The organism is Streptomyces sp. WM6386 (assembly GCF_000972385.1).
In the GTDB taxonomy this organism is placed as follows: Bacteria; Actinomycetota; Actinomycetes; order Streptomycetales; family Streptomycetaceae; genus Streptomyces.
The window spans coordinates 34113-50137 of sequence record NZ_JXTE01000025.1 but is presented as its reverse complement, the minus strand read 5'-3'; the positions used below and the strand labels follow the sequence as shown (position 1 = coordinate 50137).

Here is a 16025-nt window from a genome sequence, read left to right as displayed (position 1 = left end):
CGTTCACTGTCTCGTAGCGTGTTGCTGTCGGATGGGAACGCAGCGGAACCGAGGAGTGTCATGCAGTTGCAGGGCAAGGTCGCCGTCGTCACGGGAGCGGCTCAGGGCATCGGGGCGGAGTATGCCCGCGGGCTCGCGGAGGCCGGCGCGGCGGTCACGGTCGCCGACGTCCAGACCGGGCCGGGCGAGGAGGTGGCGGAGAGTCTCCGCAAGGACGGACACCGGGCACTCTTCGTCCGCACCGACGTCTCCGACCTGGCCTCCGTGGAGGACATGGCCCGGCGCACCGCCGACGAGTTCGGCGGTATCGACATCCTGGTCAACAACGCCATGATCTTCGCGGGCCTGCCCTTCGAAAGCATCGAGGACATGCCCGTCGAGCGGTTCGACCGCGTCTGGTCGGTCGGCGTCAAGGGCACCTTCCTCGCCACCCGCGTCGTGCTGCCGTATCTGCGGGCGCGCGGCGGCGGTTCGGTGATCAACCAGGGTTCCACGGCCGCGTACCACAACAGCCCGAACCGGCTGCACTACAACGTCACGAAGCAAGCCATCCACGGCATGACCAAGACCCTCGCCAAGGAGCTGGGCAAGGACGGGGTGCGGGTGAACTGCATCGCGCCCGGCGCCATCGACACCGAGGCCACGCTGACGGGCGTGCCGGCAGACGTCCTCGCCCGGGCGGTCGCCGGCCAGGCCATCGGCCGTCAGCTGCACACCGGCGACATGGTCGGGGTGCTGCTCTTCCTGGCCGGTGATCAGAGCGCTGCCATCACCGGGCAGACACTCATCGCCGACGGCGGCGTCTGCTTCCTCGGCTGATGGCTGTCCCAGACATGCGAACGGAAAGGCCCGCGATGCACATCACGGTCGATCGCACCAGGTGCCAGGGGCATGCGCTGTGCAGCATGTCCGACCCCGAGATGTTCCCGCTGGACGACCTCGGATACTCGGCCCTCGAGCCGGCCGAGGTCGCCGAGGCGGACGAGGCGCGCGTACGGCTCATCATCTCGGCCTGCCCCGAACGGGCCTTGTCGGCGACCGAGTCATGACGCCCGCGCCGGTGCGTGTCGCGGACGCCGTACGTGTTCCGCTGCCGCGGCTGTCGGCCGACACCGCGTTCTTCTGGCGGTCGGGTGCCGACGGGGTCATGCGTATCCAGTGCTGCGCCGAGTGCGGGCGCTACGCCCACCCGCCCACGCCGGAATGCCGTACCTGCGGGGCGCTCGGACCGGGTCCTGTTCCGGTGTCGGGCCGGGCGACGGTCTTCAGCTTCACCGTCAACCACCAGGCCTTTTCGCCCTGGCTGCCGCCGCCCTACGTCCTGGCCATCGTCGCCCTGGACGAGCAACCGGACGTCCATCTGACGACACGGCTGGTGGATGTCGTCGCCGAGGACGTGCGGATCGGAATGCGGGTCGCGGTGGTGTTCGAACGGCACGGCGAGGTGTATCTACCGCTGTTCACGCCTGCCGAAGCGCCCGTGGGAGAGGCAGGAGCGGATGGCTGAGCGGGCCGAGGACCGCGCACTGATCTCCGGTGTCGGACAGTCCGAGGTCGGGCGTCGGCTCGGCCGCTCCGACCTGGATCTCACACGCGAGGCCTGCCACCGCGCTCTGGCGGATGCCGGGCTGACGGTCGGCGACATCGACGGGCTGGTGGCGTGGCCGGGGGAGTGGCCGGCCGCCCCCGGCTTCTGCGGCCCCGCACTCGGCCGGGTCAAGGACGCGCTGGGCCTGGAGCTCAGCTGGCACGCCGGGGTGCAGGACGGCCCCAGTCAGCTTGCCGCGGTGATGTCCGCGGTCATGGCCGTGGCCAGTGGGTACGCCCGCCACGTGCTGGTCTACCGCACCACGTCCGAGGCGACCGGCCAGGCGGGCGGAGGCCGCGACACCACCAGCCCCGCGGACGTCACCGGGGTCATCGGCCTCCAGGAGTGGCTGCGCCCCTTCGGCGCCGTCACCGCCGCGCACTGGCTGGCGATGGTCGCCCAGCGGTATCTGCACGAGACCGGGGCCACCAGGGAGCAGATCGGCGGACTCGCCGTCTCCACCCGCCGCTGGGCCGGGCTCAACCCGGCCGCCGTCTACCGGGAGCCGCTGACCATCGAGGACTACCTCGCCGCCCGGATGATCACCACCCCGCTGTGCCTCTACGACTGCGATGTGCCGGCCGACGGCTCGGTCGCCGTGATCGTGTCCGCCGCGGAAACGAAGGCTGACCTCCGGTCACCGGTACGGATCGAGGCGATGGGCAGTGCGCTCGGCGCGCGCCCGTTCTGGGACCAGTGGGCAGATCCGCTGGACCTGCCGCAGCGCGATGCCGCGCACCATCTCTGGTCGCGGACCGAGTTGCGCCCCGGGGACGTCGACGTCGCGCAGCTCTACGACGGTTTCTCCATCCTCACCCTGGTGTGGTTGGAGGCAGCCGGTTTCTGCGGGCGCGGGGAAGGCGCGGCCTTCGTCGCGGACGGCAAGAGGATCGGACCCGGCGGAGAACTGCCGCTGAACACGGGCGGGGGTCAGTTGTCCGGCGGGCGGCTGCATGGCTACGGCTTGTTCCACGAGGCCGTGGTGCAGCTCCGAGGTGGCCTGGGCGAGCGCCAGGTCGAAGGCGCCGAGACGGCATTCGTGGGAGCCGGTGGCGGGCCGCTCGGCGGCTGTTTCCTGCTCGCTCACTGACAGCTTGGTCTCAAGCCCCCAACGGACATGGAGGAGGACCGGTGACAGTACAGGACCACGTGAGTGTGCCACGGGAGGGCGGCCCGTCGCGGGCGCCCGGGGAACGGCAGACGGACCGCGGATTCGGCCTGCCCGTCGACTGGTGGCCGATCGGGCACGCGTCCGAGTTCACCGGCAAGCCCCGGCCGGTGCGGCTCGGCGCCCAGGCGGTCGCCGTCTACCGGGACGGGGCGGGCACGGTCCACGCCGTGCTGGACCGGTGCCCGCACCGACGGCTGCCGTTGTCCATGGGCCGGGTGATCGACGAGGGGCTGCAGTGCGGCTACCACGGCTGGACCTTCGACGGCGCCGACGGACAGTGCACGCTGATCCCCAACTTCAAACCGGGGGAGTCGCCCTCGTCGCGGATCAAGGTCGCCGCCTACCCGGTCAGCGAGGCCGAGGGGCTGGTGTTCCTGTGGACCGGCGACGGTGACCCGGAGTCCCGCTTCGCCCACGTTCCGCTGCTCGCGGGGCCGGCGAGCAGCGGAAGCGCGGTCGTGCGCGGTACCGCCCTGGCGCGCGCACCCTACGAGCGCATCTCGGAGGCGCTGCTGCTCAACCCTGGCGTCGCCCTGAGCCTCGGCCCGCTGCTCGGCTCCGGCGACGAGGTGCTGGGCCCGGACCACGACTCCGACGGGGAGGGACGGGTCGTCACAGTACGGCGCGACCGGGTCACGCTGGACCTGCCACGGATCCAGACCTTCGAGGCTCCCCTACGTGGGATCACGACCGTCACCGAGATCGCCACCCTTGTGACCACCGGTTTCACCACCGTCGTGGCCCACGCACCCCGGGACGGTTCCGTACAGGTGCTGGCCGCGCTGACCCCGACGGGGCCGCACCGCACGACCGTGCGCTGGCAGGTCCGGGCACATGGAAACGCCGCTCGTGCCCTGCTCGCAGCCTGTCGGCCGTCAGCGGTCGGCAAGCGGCTGACCGGGCGTGCCGGGCAACCGCTGGAAGCCGCGGCGGATGCCGTGGAGACGGCCTTCGACCCCGGTCTCGACGAACTGCGCGCGCTGCGTGCCTGATCCCTCGACGGTATATGGACCCCTGCTGTGAAAGGAAGGACGATGACGACCACCGACCTCTCGACCACCGCGTCCGCCGACTCCGAGTCCGTGGACAACCGCAAGAACCGTTCGGCATCGATCACCGCGGGCTTCCGGCCCGGATCGTTCGCCCTGCGCGACGCGTGGTTCCCCGTCCTGCAAACCGTGTTCATCGGGCGCCGCCCCAGTCTGCGGGTGATCCACGGACGTCCGATCTATCTGGCCCGTGAGAACGGTGTCCTGGTCGCGACCGAGGACTCGCCACGCGATCGCGACCGCGGTCGGCTGCGCGCCAGCGAGTTCACCGCAGGCACCGGCCGCTACCCGGTCGTCGAGCGGTACGGCTACGCCTGGGTCTGGTATGGCGACCCGGCGAACGCGTCACCGGATCTGGTGCCGCGGGTCCCGCACCTGCCGGAAGCCGGCGGCCTGCCCCGCCACTTCCACCAGAACGTCATCTTCGACTGCAGCTACGAGCTGATCTGTGAAAACCTGCTCGACCTCACCCACGCCGACTTCCTGCACTCCTGGCTGACCGGCGACCCGCTCTCGGAGCACGACGAGATCACGGTCGAATCCACCTCCGAGACCGTCACCATGACGCGCACGGCCGTCGGCCGTCCCACCCCCAAGATTCAGCGAGGGCTGGCCAAGTCCGACACCCAGGACGCCTGCCTGGTCACGATGGTGCATGTGCGCAGCGGGGTCTGTCTGCTGCACGGCGACTTCAACCCCGGCATGTCGGTGCGCATGCTTCATCCGGCCAACCCGGAGACACCGGGGCGTACCCGCACGCCGGTCACCTACAACGTTCAGCACACGACGAAGCTGGCCCGAACCGTCTTTCCGTTCAGCACGCACATCGTCGGCGGCCAGGACAACTGGGCCGTGCGTCCCCAGAACCCGCTCTATCTTGACCGCAGCACCGACGAGAAGGACATGAACTCCCGGTTCGACGCCGCCGGCCTGAGGTTTCGCAAGGTCCACCAGGAACTCGTCGATCGCCAGCGGCGCGGCGACTACTCTTACCTGGCCGACGGTGACCCGGGCCGGGACGTCACCGAACAGATGAGGCTCGAGCGCCCTCGGTGACGTGCGCGAAAACCTGGGGCAGATTGCCGACGCAAGATACCTGACGCAAGTGGATTGACCCCTCCGAAACGCGAGCCTAGGCTCTCGCAGGGACGTAACGTACATAACGTCTCCCCAGTCCGGCAGAGTCGCCGTGCCGCTTCGGCGTTTGCATGCACCTCGACATGCCGGGGGGCTCGGCTTTGTGCCGCGCCTCGGCAAGCGAGGAGGAGCCGCGGCATGAACGCGACCGGGGACGGGTCACGACAGGCCGACCACAGATTCGCGGCGGCGGATGCAAAAGCGGCGGCGCGGGAGACGCAGATGGTGCAGCGCATCCTCTCGGGCGCGCTACTGGTGGCTGCCCGCGAGGGTGTCGCAGCGCTCTCGATGGCCACAGCAGCCGCCGCTGCGGGTGTGTCCCGCGGCACGGTCTACCGTTACTTCGGCACCCGGGAAGTGCTGCTCGAATGCATGAACGAGCAGGTGCGGCACCGGTGGGAGCGAGCCTTGCACGAGGCGGTGAGGGCGGAACCCGCGGCAGAACGCCGAGTGCACGTGGTGATGGAGAGTCTGCCGGGCATGGCGGAGGTGGTGCCCGATTCGCAGATGCTCTTCGACAATGAGCCGGCGTACGTGCTGTCACATCTCCAGCGCCACTTCCCGGAGATCGTCCAAGTGGTCGTTCGCGTGCTGACGCCGGCCCTGGACTCGGCCGTAGCCGTACGGGCTGGGGTCGTCACCCGTCAGGACGCGGCGGAGCTCGCTCTTCGTATCGCCCTCGCCGACTTCCTGGTCCCTGGTGGCCGGGCCGGCTCGGTCGATCAGCGAGTGGACGCCTTCTGGGCGCTTGTCGGCGGCCGGGCAGGAAACGTCGACGATCGGCACGCCGGCGCTTCCGGGGCGGCCACACTTCTCCGAGTGCTGCCCAGGCCCACATTCGATTAGACTGCTTGAACAGATATCGTAAAAGTTGTACCGTCTCCTCTATGGGCACCCCTGATACAGAGTCCGTTGGCCCCTCCTCGACCTTCGCGACAGGCGCGCGGTTGCGCGGTCTTTCGTCCGGCGTTGAGGTGGTGGTCGTACGTCCCCCGGCGCGGCCGGTCAATCTCACCTGCGCGGGCGCGGCGCTGACTCCCCTCGAAAGTGCCGGGTCGGCAGTTCCCGGCTCGGCTTCGGATCACGAGGTGGTCCTGCTCGGCAAGCGCTACCACGATGAGACGTCCGGCCTGGAGCTGCTGTGCACCAAGGGCGGCGCGGGGCCGCTGGCCGTCGATGGGCGGCAGCTGGGCGTCAAGGCCGCCAAACCGCTGCCTTCGTCCGACTGAGCGGTGGGGGAGGTGGGCCGAGTGAGCATCGCCATGCTGCTGGACCAAGCCGTGCGGGATACGCCGGACCGCGAGGTCCTCGGGCTCGAAAGGTCGGCACTCTCGCTCTCCGATCTGCGGCGCGGGGCCCTGACCGGTGCGGCGATGGTGGAGGCGGCTGGCGCCGGGCCCGTTGTGTTCATCGGCCCGGGGGGTCCCGCCTTCGTATTGGCGCTCTTCGCGAGCGCCTTCGGGGGACGGCCATTGCTGCCCCTGGATCACAGGTGGGGAGCAGCCCGGCTGCGTGACATCCTGCACAGGACCGGACCGGGCCTCGTCATTGTGGACAGCGCCGCCCGAGGCGCCCGGCTCGTCTCGGCACCTGGTGCGCTCACCGCGACGGACTGGCTTGCCGCTACGGCCTCTCCACCGCCTCGTTCCGTCGGTCCCGCCCGCGTCGAACCGCATGCCGCCGCCCTGTTGCTCTGTGCCGATGACGGCGAAACCGTGTCCCTGAGGCATCAAGACCTGTACCGACCCGTTCTTGACGCGCCGGACTTCGCTCTCGCCGGCCCTGGTGAGGCGGCCTTGATCTGCCTGGAGCCGCACCGGTTCACCAGCGTGATCGCGACGCTCGGCAGCCTCCGCGCGGGACGCCGTCTGGTTCAGCTGCCCGGCTTCAGTCCCGAGGCCTGGCTGGCGGCGGTCGCTCACAACGGCGTCACGCACGCCCTGGTGGCCCCCACCATGCTCGGCAGGATCGTCGAGCACTGGGAGATGCACGGATCGGGTCGACGTGCTCCGGCACCCAGAGTGATCGTGTACGACGGTGAGCCCCTGCCCCGGTCGCTTCTGGAGCGAGCGCTTCGGCTGTTTCCCGAGTCGGATTTCGTGCGCACCTATGTACCCGAGCCGGTCGAGCCGGTAGCGGCGGTGCTGGATCCGGACACCCATCGGTCCGGCGGTGAACGGCTCGGCTCGATCGGTCGGCCGCTGCCCGGGGTCGAACTCGATGTCCGCGACGGCCAGGGACGGTCGTGTCCACCGCGGGTGACCGGAGAGCTGTGGGTGAACCGTTCAGGGGCTGTCGCTGACAGCGGCCGGTCCGGGCTCCGTGAACGAGCCTGGAAGGACGAGGCCGGCTACGTGTTCCTCGGTGACTGGGCGGACGCACCCGCGAGCCGGGCCCACGTCGCGTCCGACGCCGAGATCGAGGCACTGCTGCGCAGACATCCCGACATCGCCGACGTCACCGTCACCTCGATGCCGGATGCCGGACGGGGGCGTAGGGCTGCGGCGAGGGTGGTGACACGGCCCGGGCGCGCGGTGGACGTGCTCGGTCTGCGTCTGTGGGTGCGTGCCTGGCTGGGGTCTCCAGGCACTCCGGACTTCGTCGTCACCGAAGCAAATAGAACACCATTGACTAATTCTGTTCATCATGCCTAACTGATCCATGCGCGCACGGGCAACGGCCCATGGCGCTCATACCGTGTTCCGGCCCGACCAGGGAGTCGCACCATGCTTCTCGATCTGCATGCGCACCAACTGACTACGGCGATGTTCGACAAGCACCCCCACTGGGGTCCGTTCTGGGAGAACGGCACCCTGCGGATCGGGGACTGGACGCTCGGTACGAGCAATCCCGAGGCTCCCACGATCGAGCAGATCTACGCGGAGCGCTGGGCTCCGGAGCTCCGGCTCGAGTCCTTCCGTAAGGCCGGCATCGACAAGGCCGTGCTGTCGATGCCGTTCCACATGGTCAACTATCACACCGAACCGGAGTTCGCCATCCGGTTCGCTCAGGAGGTCAACGACAGCTTGGCGGCGTACTGTGCCAACGACCCCGAGGTCCTCAAGTACTGGGCGCACGTCCCCGCTCAGGACCCCAAGGCCGCCGCGGCCGAACTGGAGCGTACGGTCACGCGGTTCGGCGCGTCCGGCATCAGCATGGGCGGAGCCAACTTCGGCGACAAGGAGGTCTCCGACCCGTCGTTCCGGCCGCTGTGGGAGAAGCTCTGCGAGCTGGACGTGATGGTCTTCGTGCACGGCTACAACCAGTCCGTCACCTGGGGCGAGAAGGCGAACACGGACCCCTACGACACCACGTCGATCGTGGGTATGAACCATGACGAGACGCTCTTCTTCTGGCACCTGATCAACGGCGGAGTCCTCGACGACTTCCCGCAGCTCAAGATCTACATCACCCACGGCGGCGGTTTCATCCCCTACCAGCTGTGGCGGTTCAACGAGACCAACAAGACCATGGCGCCCGACTCGAAGAACAAGAAGGACGTCATCGAGTACGCCTCGAACTTCTACTACGACCTGGACGTCCACCACCCGGCCATGCGACGGGCCGTCACCGAGGTCGTCGGCGTCGACCACCTGCTGTACGGCGACAACTTCTCCGGCTCCGACAGCCACGCAGGCGACCTGACCGACGGATTCGGCCTGAGTGAGGACGACCGGGAGAAGATCCGCAGTGGTAACGCCCTGAAGTTGCTCAAGAACATCTGATGAGCGCGGAGAGCGCGGAGATCCGCGTCGACCGGACCAAGTGCTGCGGCTACGGCATCTGTACCGAGACCGCCCCGCGTGTGTTCCGACTCGACGAGATGGGCTTCGCCCACGCGGAGACGGGCGAACTCTCCGGTACCGCGGTCAAGGAGGCGGCCGAGGCCGCCGAGGCCTGCCCTGAGCACGCCATCATCCTGTCCCCTCGCACTGTCTGACGGAAAGAGAGAGAACGAGCCGTGGAACGTCGCCTGTACATCGACGGCAAGTGGTCCGAAGGCTCGGGTGACACGGCGCTCGCCGTGATCAACCCGGCGACCGGGGAAGAACTCGCCAAGGTACCGCAGGCGACGGTCGCGGACATCGACGACGCCGTGCTGGCGGCCCGGCGCGCGTTCGACGAAGGGCCCTGGGGGCGGACCACCCCCGCGGAGCGGGCAGCAGTTCTCCGCAGGTTCTCCGACCTGCTGGCCGCCCGGCGGTCCGAGATCGTGGATCTCACCATCGCTGAGGCCGGAGCGCCCCGTAAACTCGCGCAGACTCTTCAAGTGCAGTCCGGGCTGGACCACTTGAAGGACATGGCGGATCGGGTGCTGGCCACCTTCCCGTTCAGCCGCCCCATGCCGCCCACTTTCGGCGCCGGCATCGGCCAGGGCGTGGTGCTTCGCGAGGCCGCCGGGGTGGTCGCGGCCATCACGCCGTTCAACTACCCGTTCTTCACCAACATGAGCAAGGTCGCGCCCGTGCTGGCCGCGGGCTGCACGATCGTGCTCAAGCCCTCGCCGTACACCCCCCTCGCGGCCCTGTTGATCGCCGAGGTCGCCGAACAGGCGGAGATACCGGCGGGTGTGCTCAATGTCGTGAGCGGGGACATCGCGGCCGGGGAGCGTCTCACCACGCACGCCGGGGTCGACGTCGTCACCTTCACCGGTTCGGACGCCGTGGGCGCCAAGATCATGGCGCAGGCCGCTCCCGGCATCAAGAAGGTCGTGCTGGAACTGGGCGGCAAGTCGGCCAACATCCTTCTCGACGACGCGGACCTGGACCGCGCCATACCGCACGCCGCACTCGGTTTCACCCGCCACAGCGGCCAGGGCTGCGCCTGTCTGACCAGGGTGCTGGTGCACCGCAGCCGCTACGACGAGACCGTCGAGCGCCTTTCGGGTGCGCTGGCCGGGCTCAAGGTCGGCGACCCCGACGACCCTGCCACCGACATGGGCCCGCTCATCCGCGAGGCACAGCGCGAGCGGGTCGAGCGCTATGTGCGGATCGGACAGGAGGAGGGAGCACGGCTGGTGCACGGAGGCGGGCGGCCCGTCGGCCTCGACGCGGGCTTCTTCCACGAACCCACGCTCTTCGCGGACGTACGCAACTCCATGCGCATCGCCCAGGAGGAGATCTTCGGCCCGGTAGGTGTGGTCATCCCGTTCGACGACGACACCGAGGCCGTGGCCGTCGCCAACGACTCCGACTTCGGACTCTCCGGCGCTATCTGGGCAGCCGACCCGAAGCGGGCCTTTGCCGTGGCCCAGCAGGTGCGTACCGGCATGCTCGTGCTCAACGGAGGTGGCGGCGGTACCAATCCACACGGTCCGTTCGGCGGCTACAAGCGCAGTGGCATCGGGCGCGAGTTCGGCGAAGCGGGGCTCGAGGAGTACCTGGAGACCAAGGCCGTGCTGTGGGGCGTGCGGTGACCGTGGCCCAGGAACAGGTCGCCGTCGAGCGCGAGAACGGCGTCATGGTCATCACCATCGACCGTCCCGCCGTGCGGAACGCCATCGACTACGACACAGCGCAGGCCCTCTCGGCAGCCTTCGACGAACTCGACGCCACCCCGTCCCTCTCCGTCGCCGTCATCACCGGCAGCAACGGAACGTTCAGCGCCGGGATGGATCTGAAAGCCTTCGCCGCCGGCGGCAAGTTGCCGCGCAGCGAGCGCGGCTTCGCCGGGATCGTCCGGCAGCCGCCGCGCACCCCGGTGATCGCTGCGGTCGAGGGTGCCGCCATGGGCGGCGGCTTCGAGATCGTCCTGGCCTGCGACCTCGTGGTGGCGGCCCAGGACGCGGTCTTCGGACTGCCCGAGGTACGGCTGGGCCAGTGTGCCTCGGGCGGTGGCCTGCTTCGGCTGCCTCGCCGCATCCCCTACCACCGTGCGATGGAGCTCATCCTGACCGGTGAGCGGCTCGGAGCCGAGGCTGCGGAACGCCTCGGCCTCATCACCCGACTGACGCCGCCCGGCGGCGCGCTGGCGGAGGCACGTCACCTGGCCGAGCGCATCGCCGCCAACGGACCGCTGGCGGTCGCCGCTTCCAAACGCGTCGTGGTCGAGTCGCAGGACTGGCCGTCCAGCGAGGCGTTCGACCGGCAGGCGGCCATTGTGGACCCGGTCCGGAATTCGGCGGACGCCCGCGAAGGGGCGGTGGCCTTCTCAAAGAAGCGGGCCCCGGTATGGCAGCGGGAGTAGGAACGCCAGGCGCAACCACGCGGGCTTGCAGACCGGTACTGCTGCTGAGGGCCGGCATCGACCGGACCGGAGGGCGAAACAGTGACGCTGACGGACAGGAAGATTCTCTTCACCGGAGCGACCGGCCAGGCGTTCCGGCCGGCGGCAGAGGCGCTGGCGCAGGACAACGAGGTCTGGTGCGCGGCGCGCTTCAGTGACCCGGCGGTCAGACGGCATCTGGAGTCTCTCGGAATCAGGACCGTCCCCTGGGCCATGGGCGCCGACGACACCGACGGATTGCCGTCGGACTTCACCCACGTCGTCCACGCCGCGCCGTACCGGGGACAGCCCGACTCGGACACCGCGGCCCAGGTCAACGCGGTGGCCGCGGGAATGCTGATGCACCATTGCCGTACGGCCGAGGCATTCGTCTTCGTCTCGGCGTTCGCCGTCTACAAGCAGCCGCCGACCGTGGACCACCTGATCGTGGAGAGTGATCCGCTCGGCGGTCACGCCCCGTACGCGCCGACCTATCCGATCGGGAAGCTGGCTGCTGAGGCGGCCGTCCGCGCGTTCGCCCGCGTTCTCGGCCTGCGTACCACCATTGCCCGCCTCAACGTCTGCTACGGCCCCAGCGGGTGGGGTGGTGTGCCCATCGAGTTCTTCGGCCGCATCCTCGCGGGCGAACCCATCTGGCTTCCGGAGGACGGATCCGACATCTGGTCCTCGCCCATCAGTACCGATGACGTGACCATGTTCCTGCCCCGCCTCTGGGATGTGGCCTCGACGAGACCGACCATCGTCAACCTGGCCGGCGACGATGCCCTCTCGCTGCGTGAGTACTGCACTGTGCTCGCCCGGTGGGCTGAGCTGAAGGTCGACTTCGTCCCGGGCGCCGGGTCCCGCCAGTCGTTCGCCTCCGACAACACCAGGCGGCGGTCGCTGATCGGGGACTGCCGGGTCGGCTGGGAGGAAGGCATGCGACGGGCCATCGAAGCCCACTACCCCGATGCCTTCGGAGGCACCCTCACGCCGACTCCCCGGAAGACGGCGACGAACATCTGGGGCCAGCACTGAGCAGGCCCGGGTGGCCCAGCTCCGACGTGCCCGGTGCGAACCGCGCGTCCACGACCGCCGGAAGCCGCCACACCACCGGTCAGGCCGGGCAAGGGCCGCACGGTGTGGGGGCGAGGTGCCCGGTGGCGGTCGAGCCCAGGTTGTCTGACTTCGCCGGAAAGAAGGTCGAACTCGGCAGCGCGGCAAGCGGCTCCCGTCGGTGGCGGAGACCTCCGTCCGGTGTTGTGACAGAAGGTGCGGCCGGCGGACCCCGTCAGCCATCGCCTGGGCCGCCGTTCGCCCGTGCCCCCACAGCCCGCGCCGTGTGAGCGCCTCGACGGCTGCTCTCGCCGATTGGTATGCGGCCGCCCCGGGTATGCCCCGCGACGCCGCGGCGGAGGGCACATTCACGATGGCTCCAGCCCCGGCGGCGACAAAGTGAGGCAGCGCCGCGCGCCACGACCACATCACGGTCGTGGCACACCCCCGGATGATCGCGTCCCACCGGCTCGTGTCCAGGTCGCCGACCCGGGTGTCGACGCCGCCCGGCGCCACGAGGTCAGTGGCCACACCGTTGTTGACCAGCACGTCGAGCCGTCCGAACCGTTCCACGGCATGGTCTACGACACGACGGATTCCGAAGGGACCGGCTGTGCCGGCCGAGTCGGCACCCGTTCGTGAACGCGAGGTTGGTTTTCACTCACCCGCGGCGGTCCCGGGAACGGCCGGTGGAATACCGGTGTCTATCCATCCCTGGATACCGGCGCGGAGGCGCTCGTCGATGTACTCGATGATCACGCCTGTGGCGGGGGTGGGGGAGGCCCAGCAGACCATGGTGATGCCGCCCGGGCCCACGACCTTGCCTTCGAGCCCGACGCCCTGCGCCGCGAGCTTGGCGATGACCGCGTCGACATCGGGTACGAAGAGGCCCACATGGTGGAGTCCGGTGCCGTGACGCTCGATGGAGTGCAGGCCGGTTCCCTTGGCCTCCGCGAGTTCGTAATAGGGCGGGCCCTGTTTCGACCACGCGAGGTAGGACGTTCCCTGATGGGGTTCGTCGTCGCCGTACTCGTTGGGGTCGACACGTCCCACCGTTGTCATGCGGTGCGGCGGGTGGAAAGAGATGCCCTCCATTTCCTCGAACCAGGCAATGGCCTTGTCCATGTCGGTCACCAGGACACCCACGTGGTGATAGGTCGGTTCGGGCATGTCGCAACTCCGTTTCAGGCGGCTCAGGGAAGTCGGAACGACCGGTGGTTCTCAGGACGACATCACATCGAGTTTCTTGCGCAGGGACGCGAGAACATCGTTGGCCCGGTCGGGATCGAGAAGTTCGGAATGCTGGTTGATGAGGGCTGGGCCCCGCCACTCGTCCGGGATGTCCGCACCGCGGGCCATCAGCATGGCGTGGAAGTGCAGGGAGGTCTCACCGGCGTACATCACGTAGACCCGGTCGGCGTCACACACCTCTTTCAGGGCGCCGGTGAGGAGAACGGTCAATCGACCGAACTGCGCTGCCTCGTCCACGCCGAGTTCCCAGACGCCTTCGTTGTGGCGGTTGGAGAAGAGCATGATCCATCCCGGAACGGGAACGGGGCTGGCCGCCGTCCAGGCCCTGTCCTTGTAGATGATCTGGGCGTCTGTCGCACTCGCGCCGAGCGCGCACACATGGCAGCCGTCCTCTGTCACTGAGACCTCCGGGTTCGTGGGCTCGCGACCACGTGCAGGTGGTGGCGCATCGTCCGCCGCCGACACCGGTCTGGAGTGGTCGATGCATCTTCGAGCAGAACATATGAGACGAATAATTGTCAATCTGTTCAGCACTAGAGAGGGTGTTTCGGTGGCCGCTGTGCTGTCTTGGCAAGTGCCCCAGTGCGGTCAAAACTCGTGAACATCACCCGACCGTGGATCTGGGTGCCTCCCAAACCCGTGAACAACCGGCGGCACTACTCGTGAACAAAGCCACTGAGCCCGGTGATCGAGCGCGTGTATCCCCTGGACGAAATCCAGGACGCCCACCGAGCCACCGAAACCGGCCATGCCCGCGGCAAGCGCGTCATCCGCCTCGTTTAGGCGCCGCCGTCGTGCTTCCGCCTGATGAGCGCGTCTCCAGATCGACCAGTGAAGTCCCTGGTCGATGACGGTGGGAGTCGAGTCGATCAAGTCGAGCAGGCGACGGTCAGGGCTGTCCCCCATTTCGTCCGGGCTTTCAGCCGACGGAGGGACCGACAGCGCGCAGCCGTGGCGAGCGGAAGGTGGCAAGCCAGAGCAGGAGCCCGAGCGTGCCGCACGCCGCCCCGGCCGCAGATATGGCGTTCCAGCCGAAATGCGTCCACAACAGAGCCGACAGGGCGGATCCCGCCGCCCCGGCCACGAAGTAGCAGATGAGATAGGCGGCCTGCATACGGCTGCGGGCTTCGGGCCGCAGTTTCAGGATCTCACTCATGTTGAGCACACTCATCATGTGCAGGCCCAGGTCGAGGATGACCACCCCCGCGATCAACGCCGCGAGTGAGTGGCCACCGAGCGACAGCGGCAGCCAGGCGGCGAGCAGCAGCAAGGAGGCCACACCGGTCCCGGGGACGGACAGCCCGCGGTCGGCGAGCCGTCCCGTCGTGGACGACGCCATCGCGCCGATCGCGCCGGCGAGGCCGAACAGGCCGATGGTGCCGGCCCCGTAGCCGTAGGGCGGCTCGGCGAGAAGGAAGACGATCGCGGTCCACATGAGGTTGAAGGAGGCGAACATCGCCGTCCCGTATCCGATGCGCAGCCGCAGCACGGGTTCGTCCCGCAACAGGGCGGGAAGGGACCGGAGCAGGTCCGGGTAGCGCAGTCGTCGGCCCAGTTCCTGGGAGCGCGGCAGTACCCGCGCGAGCACGCCGGCCTGAACGAGCATGAGCGCGGCGGCCAGCCAGTACGTCAGGCGCCAGCCGCCGGTGTCCCCGACCCCGCCGGACACGGTGCGGGCCAGCAGGATGCCAAGGGTGAGCCCGGCGCTCACGGCGCCCAGGACGCGGCCCCGCTCCGCGTCGTCCGCCAGCGCGGTCGCGGTGAGCACGATCAGCTGGGCAAGCACGCTCGCTGTACCGACGAGCAGCGCTACGGGTAGCAGGACGGCCGCCGAGGTCGCCGAGCCGAAGGCGGCCTGAGTGACGGCGACGGTGAGTGACATGATCACCACGAGTCTGCGACGTTCCAGCAGATCGGCCAGGGGCAGGATGAACAGCAGACCGCACGTGTAGCCGAGTTGGCCGAGGGTCATGACCAGGGCTGCCGTGCCGTTGGATACGTGGAACTCGCGGCTGATCATGGGCAGCAGGGGCTGGGCGTAGTAGTTGCCCGCGATGGCCATCCCCGCGCTGACGGCCATGAGCAGGACGAGCGGTCGGCCCAATGGTGTCTTGGGCCCCGGGGGAGCGCCGGGGGACTGCGCCGTCGACTCGAGGGCCGACGTTCTACGGCGGGACGGCATGTTCATCCAGGCTCCTGTGCCGATGGAACACATTGACCATAGTTAGCTCAATCAGTACCTTACCCTCGCTGTCGGCGTGTCATATGGAGGCGAGATGCGGGTCGAGGTGCTGAAGGGGAAGTGCTGTGGCTACACCCTGTGCAACGAGGTGTGTCCCGAGGTCTACAGGATCGACGATGACGGCTTCGTGGTGGTGCCGAACCCTGAGGTCCCGTCCGATTTGGAGGGCGGGGCGCGGGAAGGTGCGGCGATATGCCCCGAAGGGGCGCTCGTCGTGCATGAGGGGGCGTGACCGGGCCGCCTCCTTGCCGGAGCGGCCGTTCCGGGCGCCCATCCTTTCAGGCTCCTTGTGTGAAACATATTGAACACAATAAGCGTTAAGCGTAC

Annotated in this window: 19 protein-coding genes and 1 pseudogene; 16 read left to right on the top strand and 4 right to left on the bottom strand. The window is 68.7% G+C overall.

From position 1 onward, the window contains the following. Window positions 1-60 precede the first annotated feature (60 nt). The 14 genes from TN53_RS17720 to TN53_RS17655 all read left to right on the top strand — a co-directional run bounded on the left by TN53_RS17720 (window position 61) and on the right by TN53_RS17655 (window position 12187). Window positions 61-819 (top strand): SDR family NAD(P)-dependent oxidoreductase, encoded by a 759-nt coding sequence (locus TN53_RS17720; protein ID WP_046259485.1) that lies wholly within the window; start codon window positions 61-63, stop codon window positions 817-819. Then, complete coding sequence (locus tag TN53_RS17715; protein WP_324609616.1) at window positions 819-1049, top strand: ferredoxin; 231 nt, start codon at window positions 819-821, stop codon at window positions 1047-1049. Before TN53_RS17720 ends, TN53_RS17715 begins: the two co-directional genes overlap by 1 nt. Before the next feature lie 11 nt (window positions 1050-1060). Then, window positions 1061-1507 (top strand): Zn-ribbon domain-containing OB-fold protein, encoded by a 447-nt coding sequence (locus TN53_RS47835; RefSeq protein WP_052745230.1) that lies wholly within the window; start codon window positions 1061-1063, stop codon window positions 1505-1507. Then, on the top strand, window positions 1500-2678 hold the full coding sequence (locus TN53_RS17705; protein WP_046259482.1) for a thiolase C-terminal domain-containing protein: 1179 nt from the start codon (window positions 1500-1502) through the stop codon (window positions 2676-2678). The genes TN53_RS47835 and TN53_RS17705 overlap by 8 nt, the downstream gene beginning before the upstream one ends. Window positions 2679-2719: 41 nt before the next feature. Beyond that, entirely contained in the window at window positions 2720-3751 is a 1032-nt protein-coding gene (locus TN53_RS44105; protein WP_052745229.1) for a Rieske 2Fe-2S domain-containing protein, read from the top strand. Between the two features lie 42 nt (window positions 3752-3793). Beyond that, window positions 3794-4864 (top strand): aromatic ring-hydroxylating dioxygenase subunit alpha, encoded by a 1071-nt coding sequence (locus tag TN53_RS17695; protein WP_052745228.1) that lies wholly within the window; start codon window positions 3794-3796, stop codon window positions 4862-4864. A 219-nt stretch (window positions 4865-5083) separates the two neighbouring features. Then, window positions 5084-5791, top strand: coding sequence for a TetR/AcrR family transcriptional regulator (locus TN53_RS17690; RefSeq protein ID WP_046259481.1), 708 nt, complete (start codon window positions 5084-5086; stop codon window positions 5789-5791). A gap of 41 nt (window positions 5792-5832) precedes the next feature. After that, entirely contained in the window at window positions 5833-6174 is a 342-nt protein-coding gene (locus TN53_RS17685; protein WP_234441615.1) for a hypothetical protein, read from the top strand. Window positions 6175-6195: 21 nt separating this feature from the next. Next, a complete protein-coding gene (locus TN53_RS17680; RefSeq protein WP_046259479.1) occupies window positions 6196-7599 on the top strand; it encodes a class I adenylate-forming enzyme family protein in 1404 nt (467 codons plus the stop codon). Between the two features lie 72 nt (window positions 7600-7671). Next, window positions 7672-8670, top strand: coding sequence for an amidohydrolase family protein (locus tag TN53_RS17675; protein WP_046259478.1), 999 nt, complete (start codon window positions 7672-7674; stop codon window positions 8668-8670). Further along, the gene (locus TN53_RS17670; RefSeq protein WP_046259477.1) at window positions 8670-8885 is read left to right on the top strand and encodes a ferredoxin; all 216 of its coding nucleotides are present in this window, start codon (window positions 8670-8672) and stop codon (window positions 8883-8885) included. The genes TN53_RS17675 and TN53_RS17670 overlap by 1 nt, the downstream gene beginning before the upstream one ends. 21 nt (window positions 8886-8906) lie before the next feature. After that, on the top strand, window positions 8907-10361 hold the full coding sequence (locus TN53_RS17665) for an aldehyde dehydrogenase family protein (RefSeq protein ID WP_046259476.1): 1455 nt from the start codon (window positions 8907-8909) through the stop codon (window positions 10359-10361). Then, window positions 10358-11131 carry a crotonase/enoyl-CoA hydratase family protein gene (locus TN53_RS17660; RefSeq protein WP_267886543.1) on the top strand — a complete coding sequence of 258 codons (774 nt, stop codon included), beginning with the start codon at window positions 10358-10360 and terminating at the stop codon, window positions 11129-11131. The genes TN53_RS17665 and TN53_RS17660 overlap by 4 nt, the downstream gene beginning before the upstream one ends. Before the next feature lie 81 nt (window positions 11132-11212). Continuing rightward, the gene (locus tag TN53_RS17655; RefSeq protein ID WP_046259475.1) at window positions 11213-12187 is read left to right on the top strand and encodes an NAD-dependent epimerase/dehydratase family protein; all 975 of its coding nucleotides are present in this window, start codon (window positions 11213-11215) and stop codon (window positions 12185-12187) included. A gap of 312 nt (window positions 12188-12499) precedes the next feature. Here TN53_RS17655 and TN53_RS49555 read toward each other — a convergent pair. From TN53_RS49555 to TN53_RS17645, 3 genes and pseudogenes are all read right to left on the bottom strand, one after another. After that, window positions 12500-12802 (bottom strand): annotated as a pseudogene (locus TN53_RS49555) (SDR family NAD(P)-dependent oxidoreductase); the annotation flags it as partial. Between the two features lie 60 nt (window positions 12803-12862). Further along, window positions 12863-13375 carry a VOC family protein gene (locus TN53_RS17650; protein ID WP_046259474.1) on the bottom strand — a complete coding sequence of 171 codons (513 nt, stop codon included), beginning with the start codon at window positions 13373-13375 and terminating at the stop codon, window positions 12863-12865. Between the two features lie 51 nt (window positions 13376-13426). Then, the gene (locus TN53_RS17645; RefSeq protein ID WP_159038146.1) at window positions 13427-13855 is read right to left on the bottom strand and encodes an HIT family protein; all 429 of its coding nucleotides are present in this window, start codon (window positions 13853-13855) and stop codon (window positions 13427-13429) included. A gap of 285 nt (window positions 13856-14140) precedes the next feature. Between TN53_RS17645 and TN53_RS49550 the strand changes: the two genes are divergently transcribed. Further along, window positions 14141-14239, top strand: coding sequence for a zinc-binding dehydrogenase (locus TN53_RS49550; protein ID WP_159038145.1), 99 nt, complete (start codon window positions 14141-14143; stop codon window positions 14237-14239). A gap of 136 nt (window positions 14240-14375) precedes the next feature. Here the strand turns inward: TN53_RS49550 and TN53_RS17640 are convergent, their stop codons facing one another. Continuing rightward, entirely contained in the window at window positions 14376-15644 is a 1269-nt protein-coding gene (locus TN53_RS17640) for an MFS transporter (protein WP_159038144.1), read from the bottom strand. 88 nt (window positions 15645-15732) lie between these two features. Here TN53_RS17640 and TN53_RS17635 point away from each other — a divergent pair, with 88 nt between their 5' ends. After that, window positions 15733-15930, top strand: coding sequence for a ferredoxin (locus TN53_RS17635; RefSeq protein WP_046259472.1), 198 nt, complete (start codon window positions 15733-15735; stop codon window positions 15928-15930). Window positions 15931-16025: the final 95 nt, after the last annotated feature.

What these genes read in the sequence shown, in the direction of transcription:
- TN53_RS17675 (WP_046259478.1), top strand. Translation starts at nt 7,672, where the DNA reads ATGCTTCTCGATCTGCATGCGCACCAACTGACTACGGCGATGTTCGAC.
- TN53_RS17685 (WP_234441615.1), top strand. Translation starts at nt 5,833, where the DNA reads ATGGGCACCCCTGATACAGAGTCCGTTGGCCCCTCCTCGACCTTCGCG.
- TN53_RS17640 (WP_159038144.1), bottom strand. Translation starts at nt 15,644, where the DNA reads ATGAACATGCCGTCCCGCCGTAGAACGTCGGCCCTCGAGTCGACGGCG.
- TN53_RS17715 (WP_324609616.1), top strand. Translation starts at nt 819, where the DNA reads ATGGCTGTCCCAGACATGCGAACGGAAAGGCCCGCGATGCACATCACG.
- TN53_RS17670 (WP_046259477.1), top strand. Translation starts at nt 8,670, where the DNA reads ATGAGCGCGGAGAGCGCGGAGATCCGCGTCGACCGGACCAAGTGCTGC.
- TN53_RS17635 (WP_046259472.1), top strand. Translation starts at nt 15,733, where the DNA reads ATGCGGGTCGAGGTGCTGAAGGGGAAGTGCTGTGGCTACACCCTGTGC.
- TN53_RS17690 (WP_046259481.1), top strand. Translation starts at nt 5,084, where the DNA reads ATGAACGCGACCGGGGACGGGTCACGACAGGCCGACCACAGATTCGCG.
- TN53_RS17705 (WP_046259482.1), top strand. Translation starts at nt 1,500, where the DNA reads ATGGCTGAGCGGGCCGAGGACCGCGCACTGATCTCCGGTGTCGGACAG.
- TN53_RS17650 (WP_046259474.1), bottom strand. Translation starts at nt 13,375, where the DNA reads ATGCCCGAACCGACCTATCACCACGTGGGTGTCCTGGTGACCGACATG.
- TN53_RS17720 (WP_046259485.1), top strand. Translation starts at nt 61, where the DNA reads ATGCAGTTGCAGGGCAAGGTCGCCGTCGTCACGGGAGCGGCTCAGGGC.
- TN53_RS17695 (WP_052745228.1), top strand. Translation starts at nt 3,794, where the DNA reads ATGACGACCACCGACCTCTCGACCACCGCGTCCGCCGACTCCGAGTCC.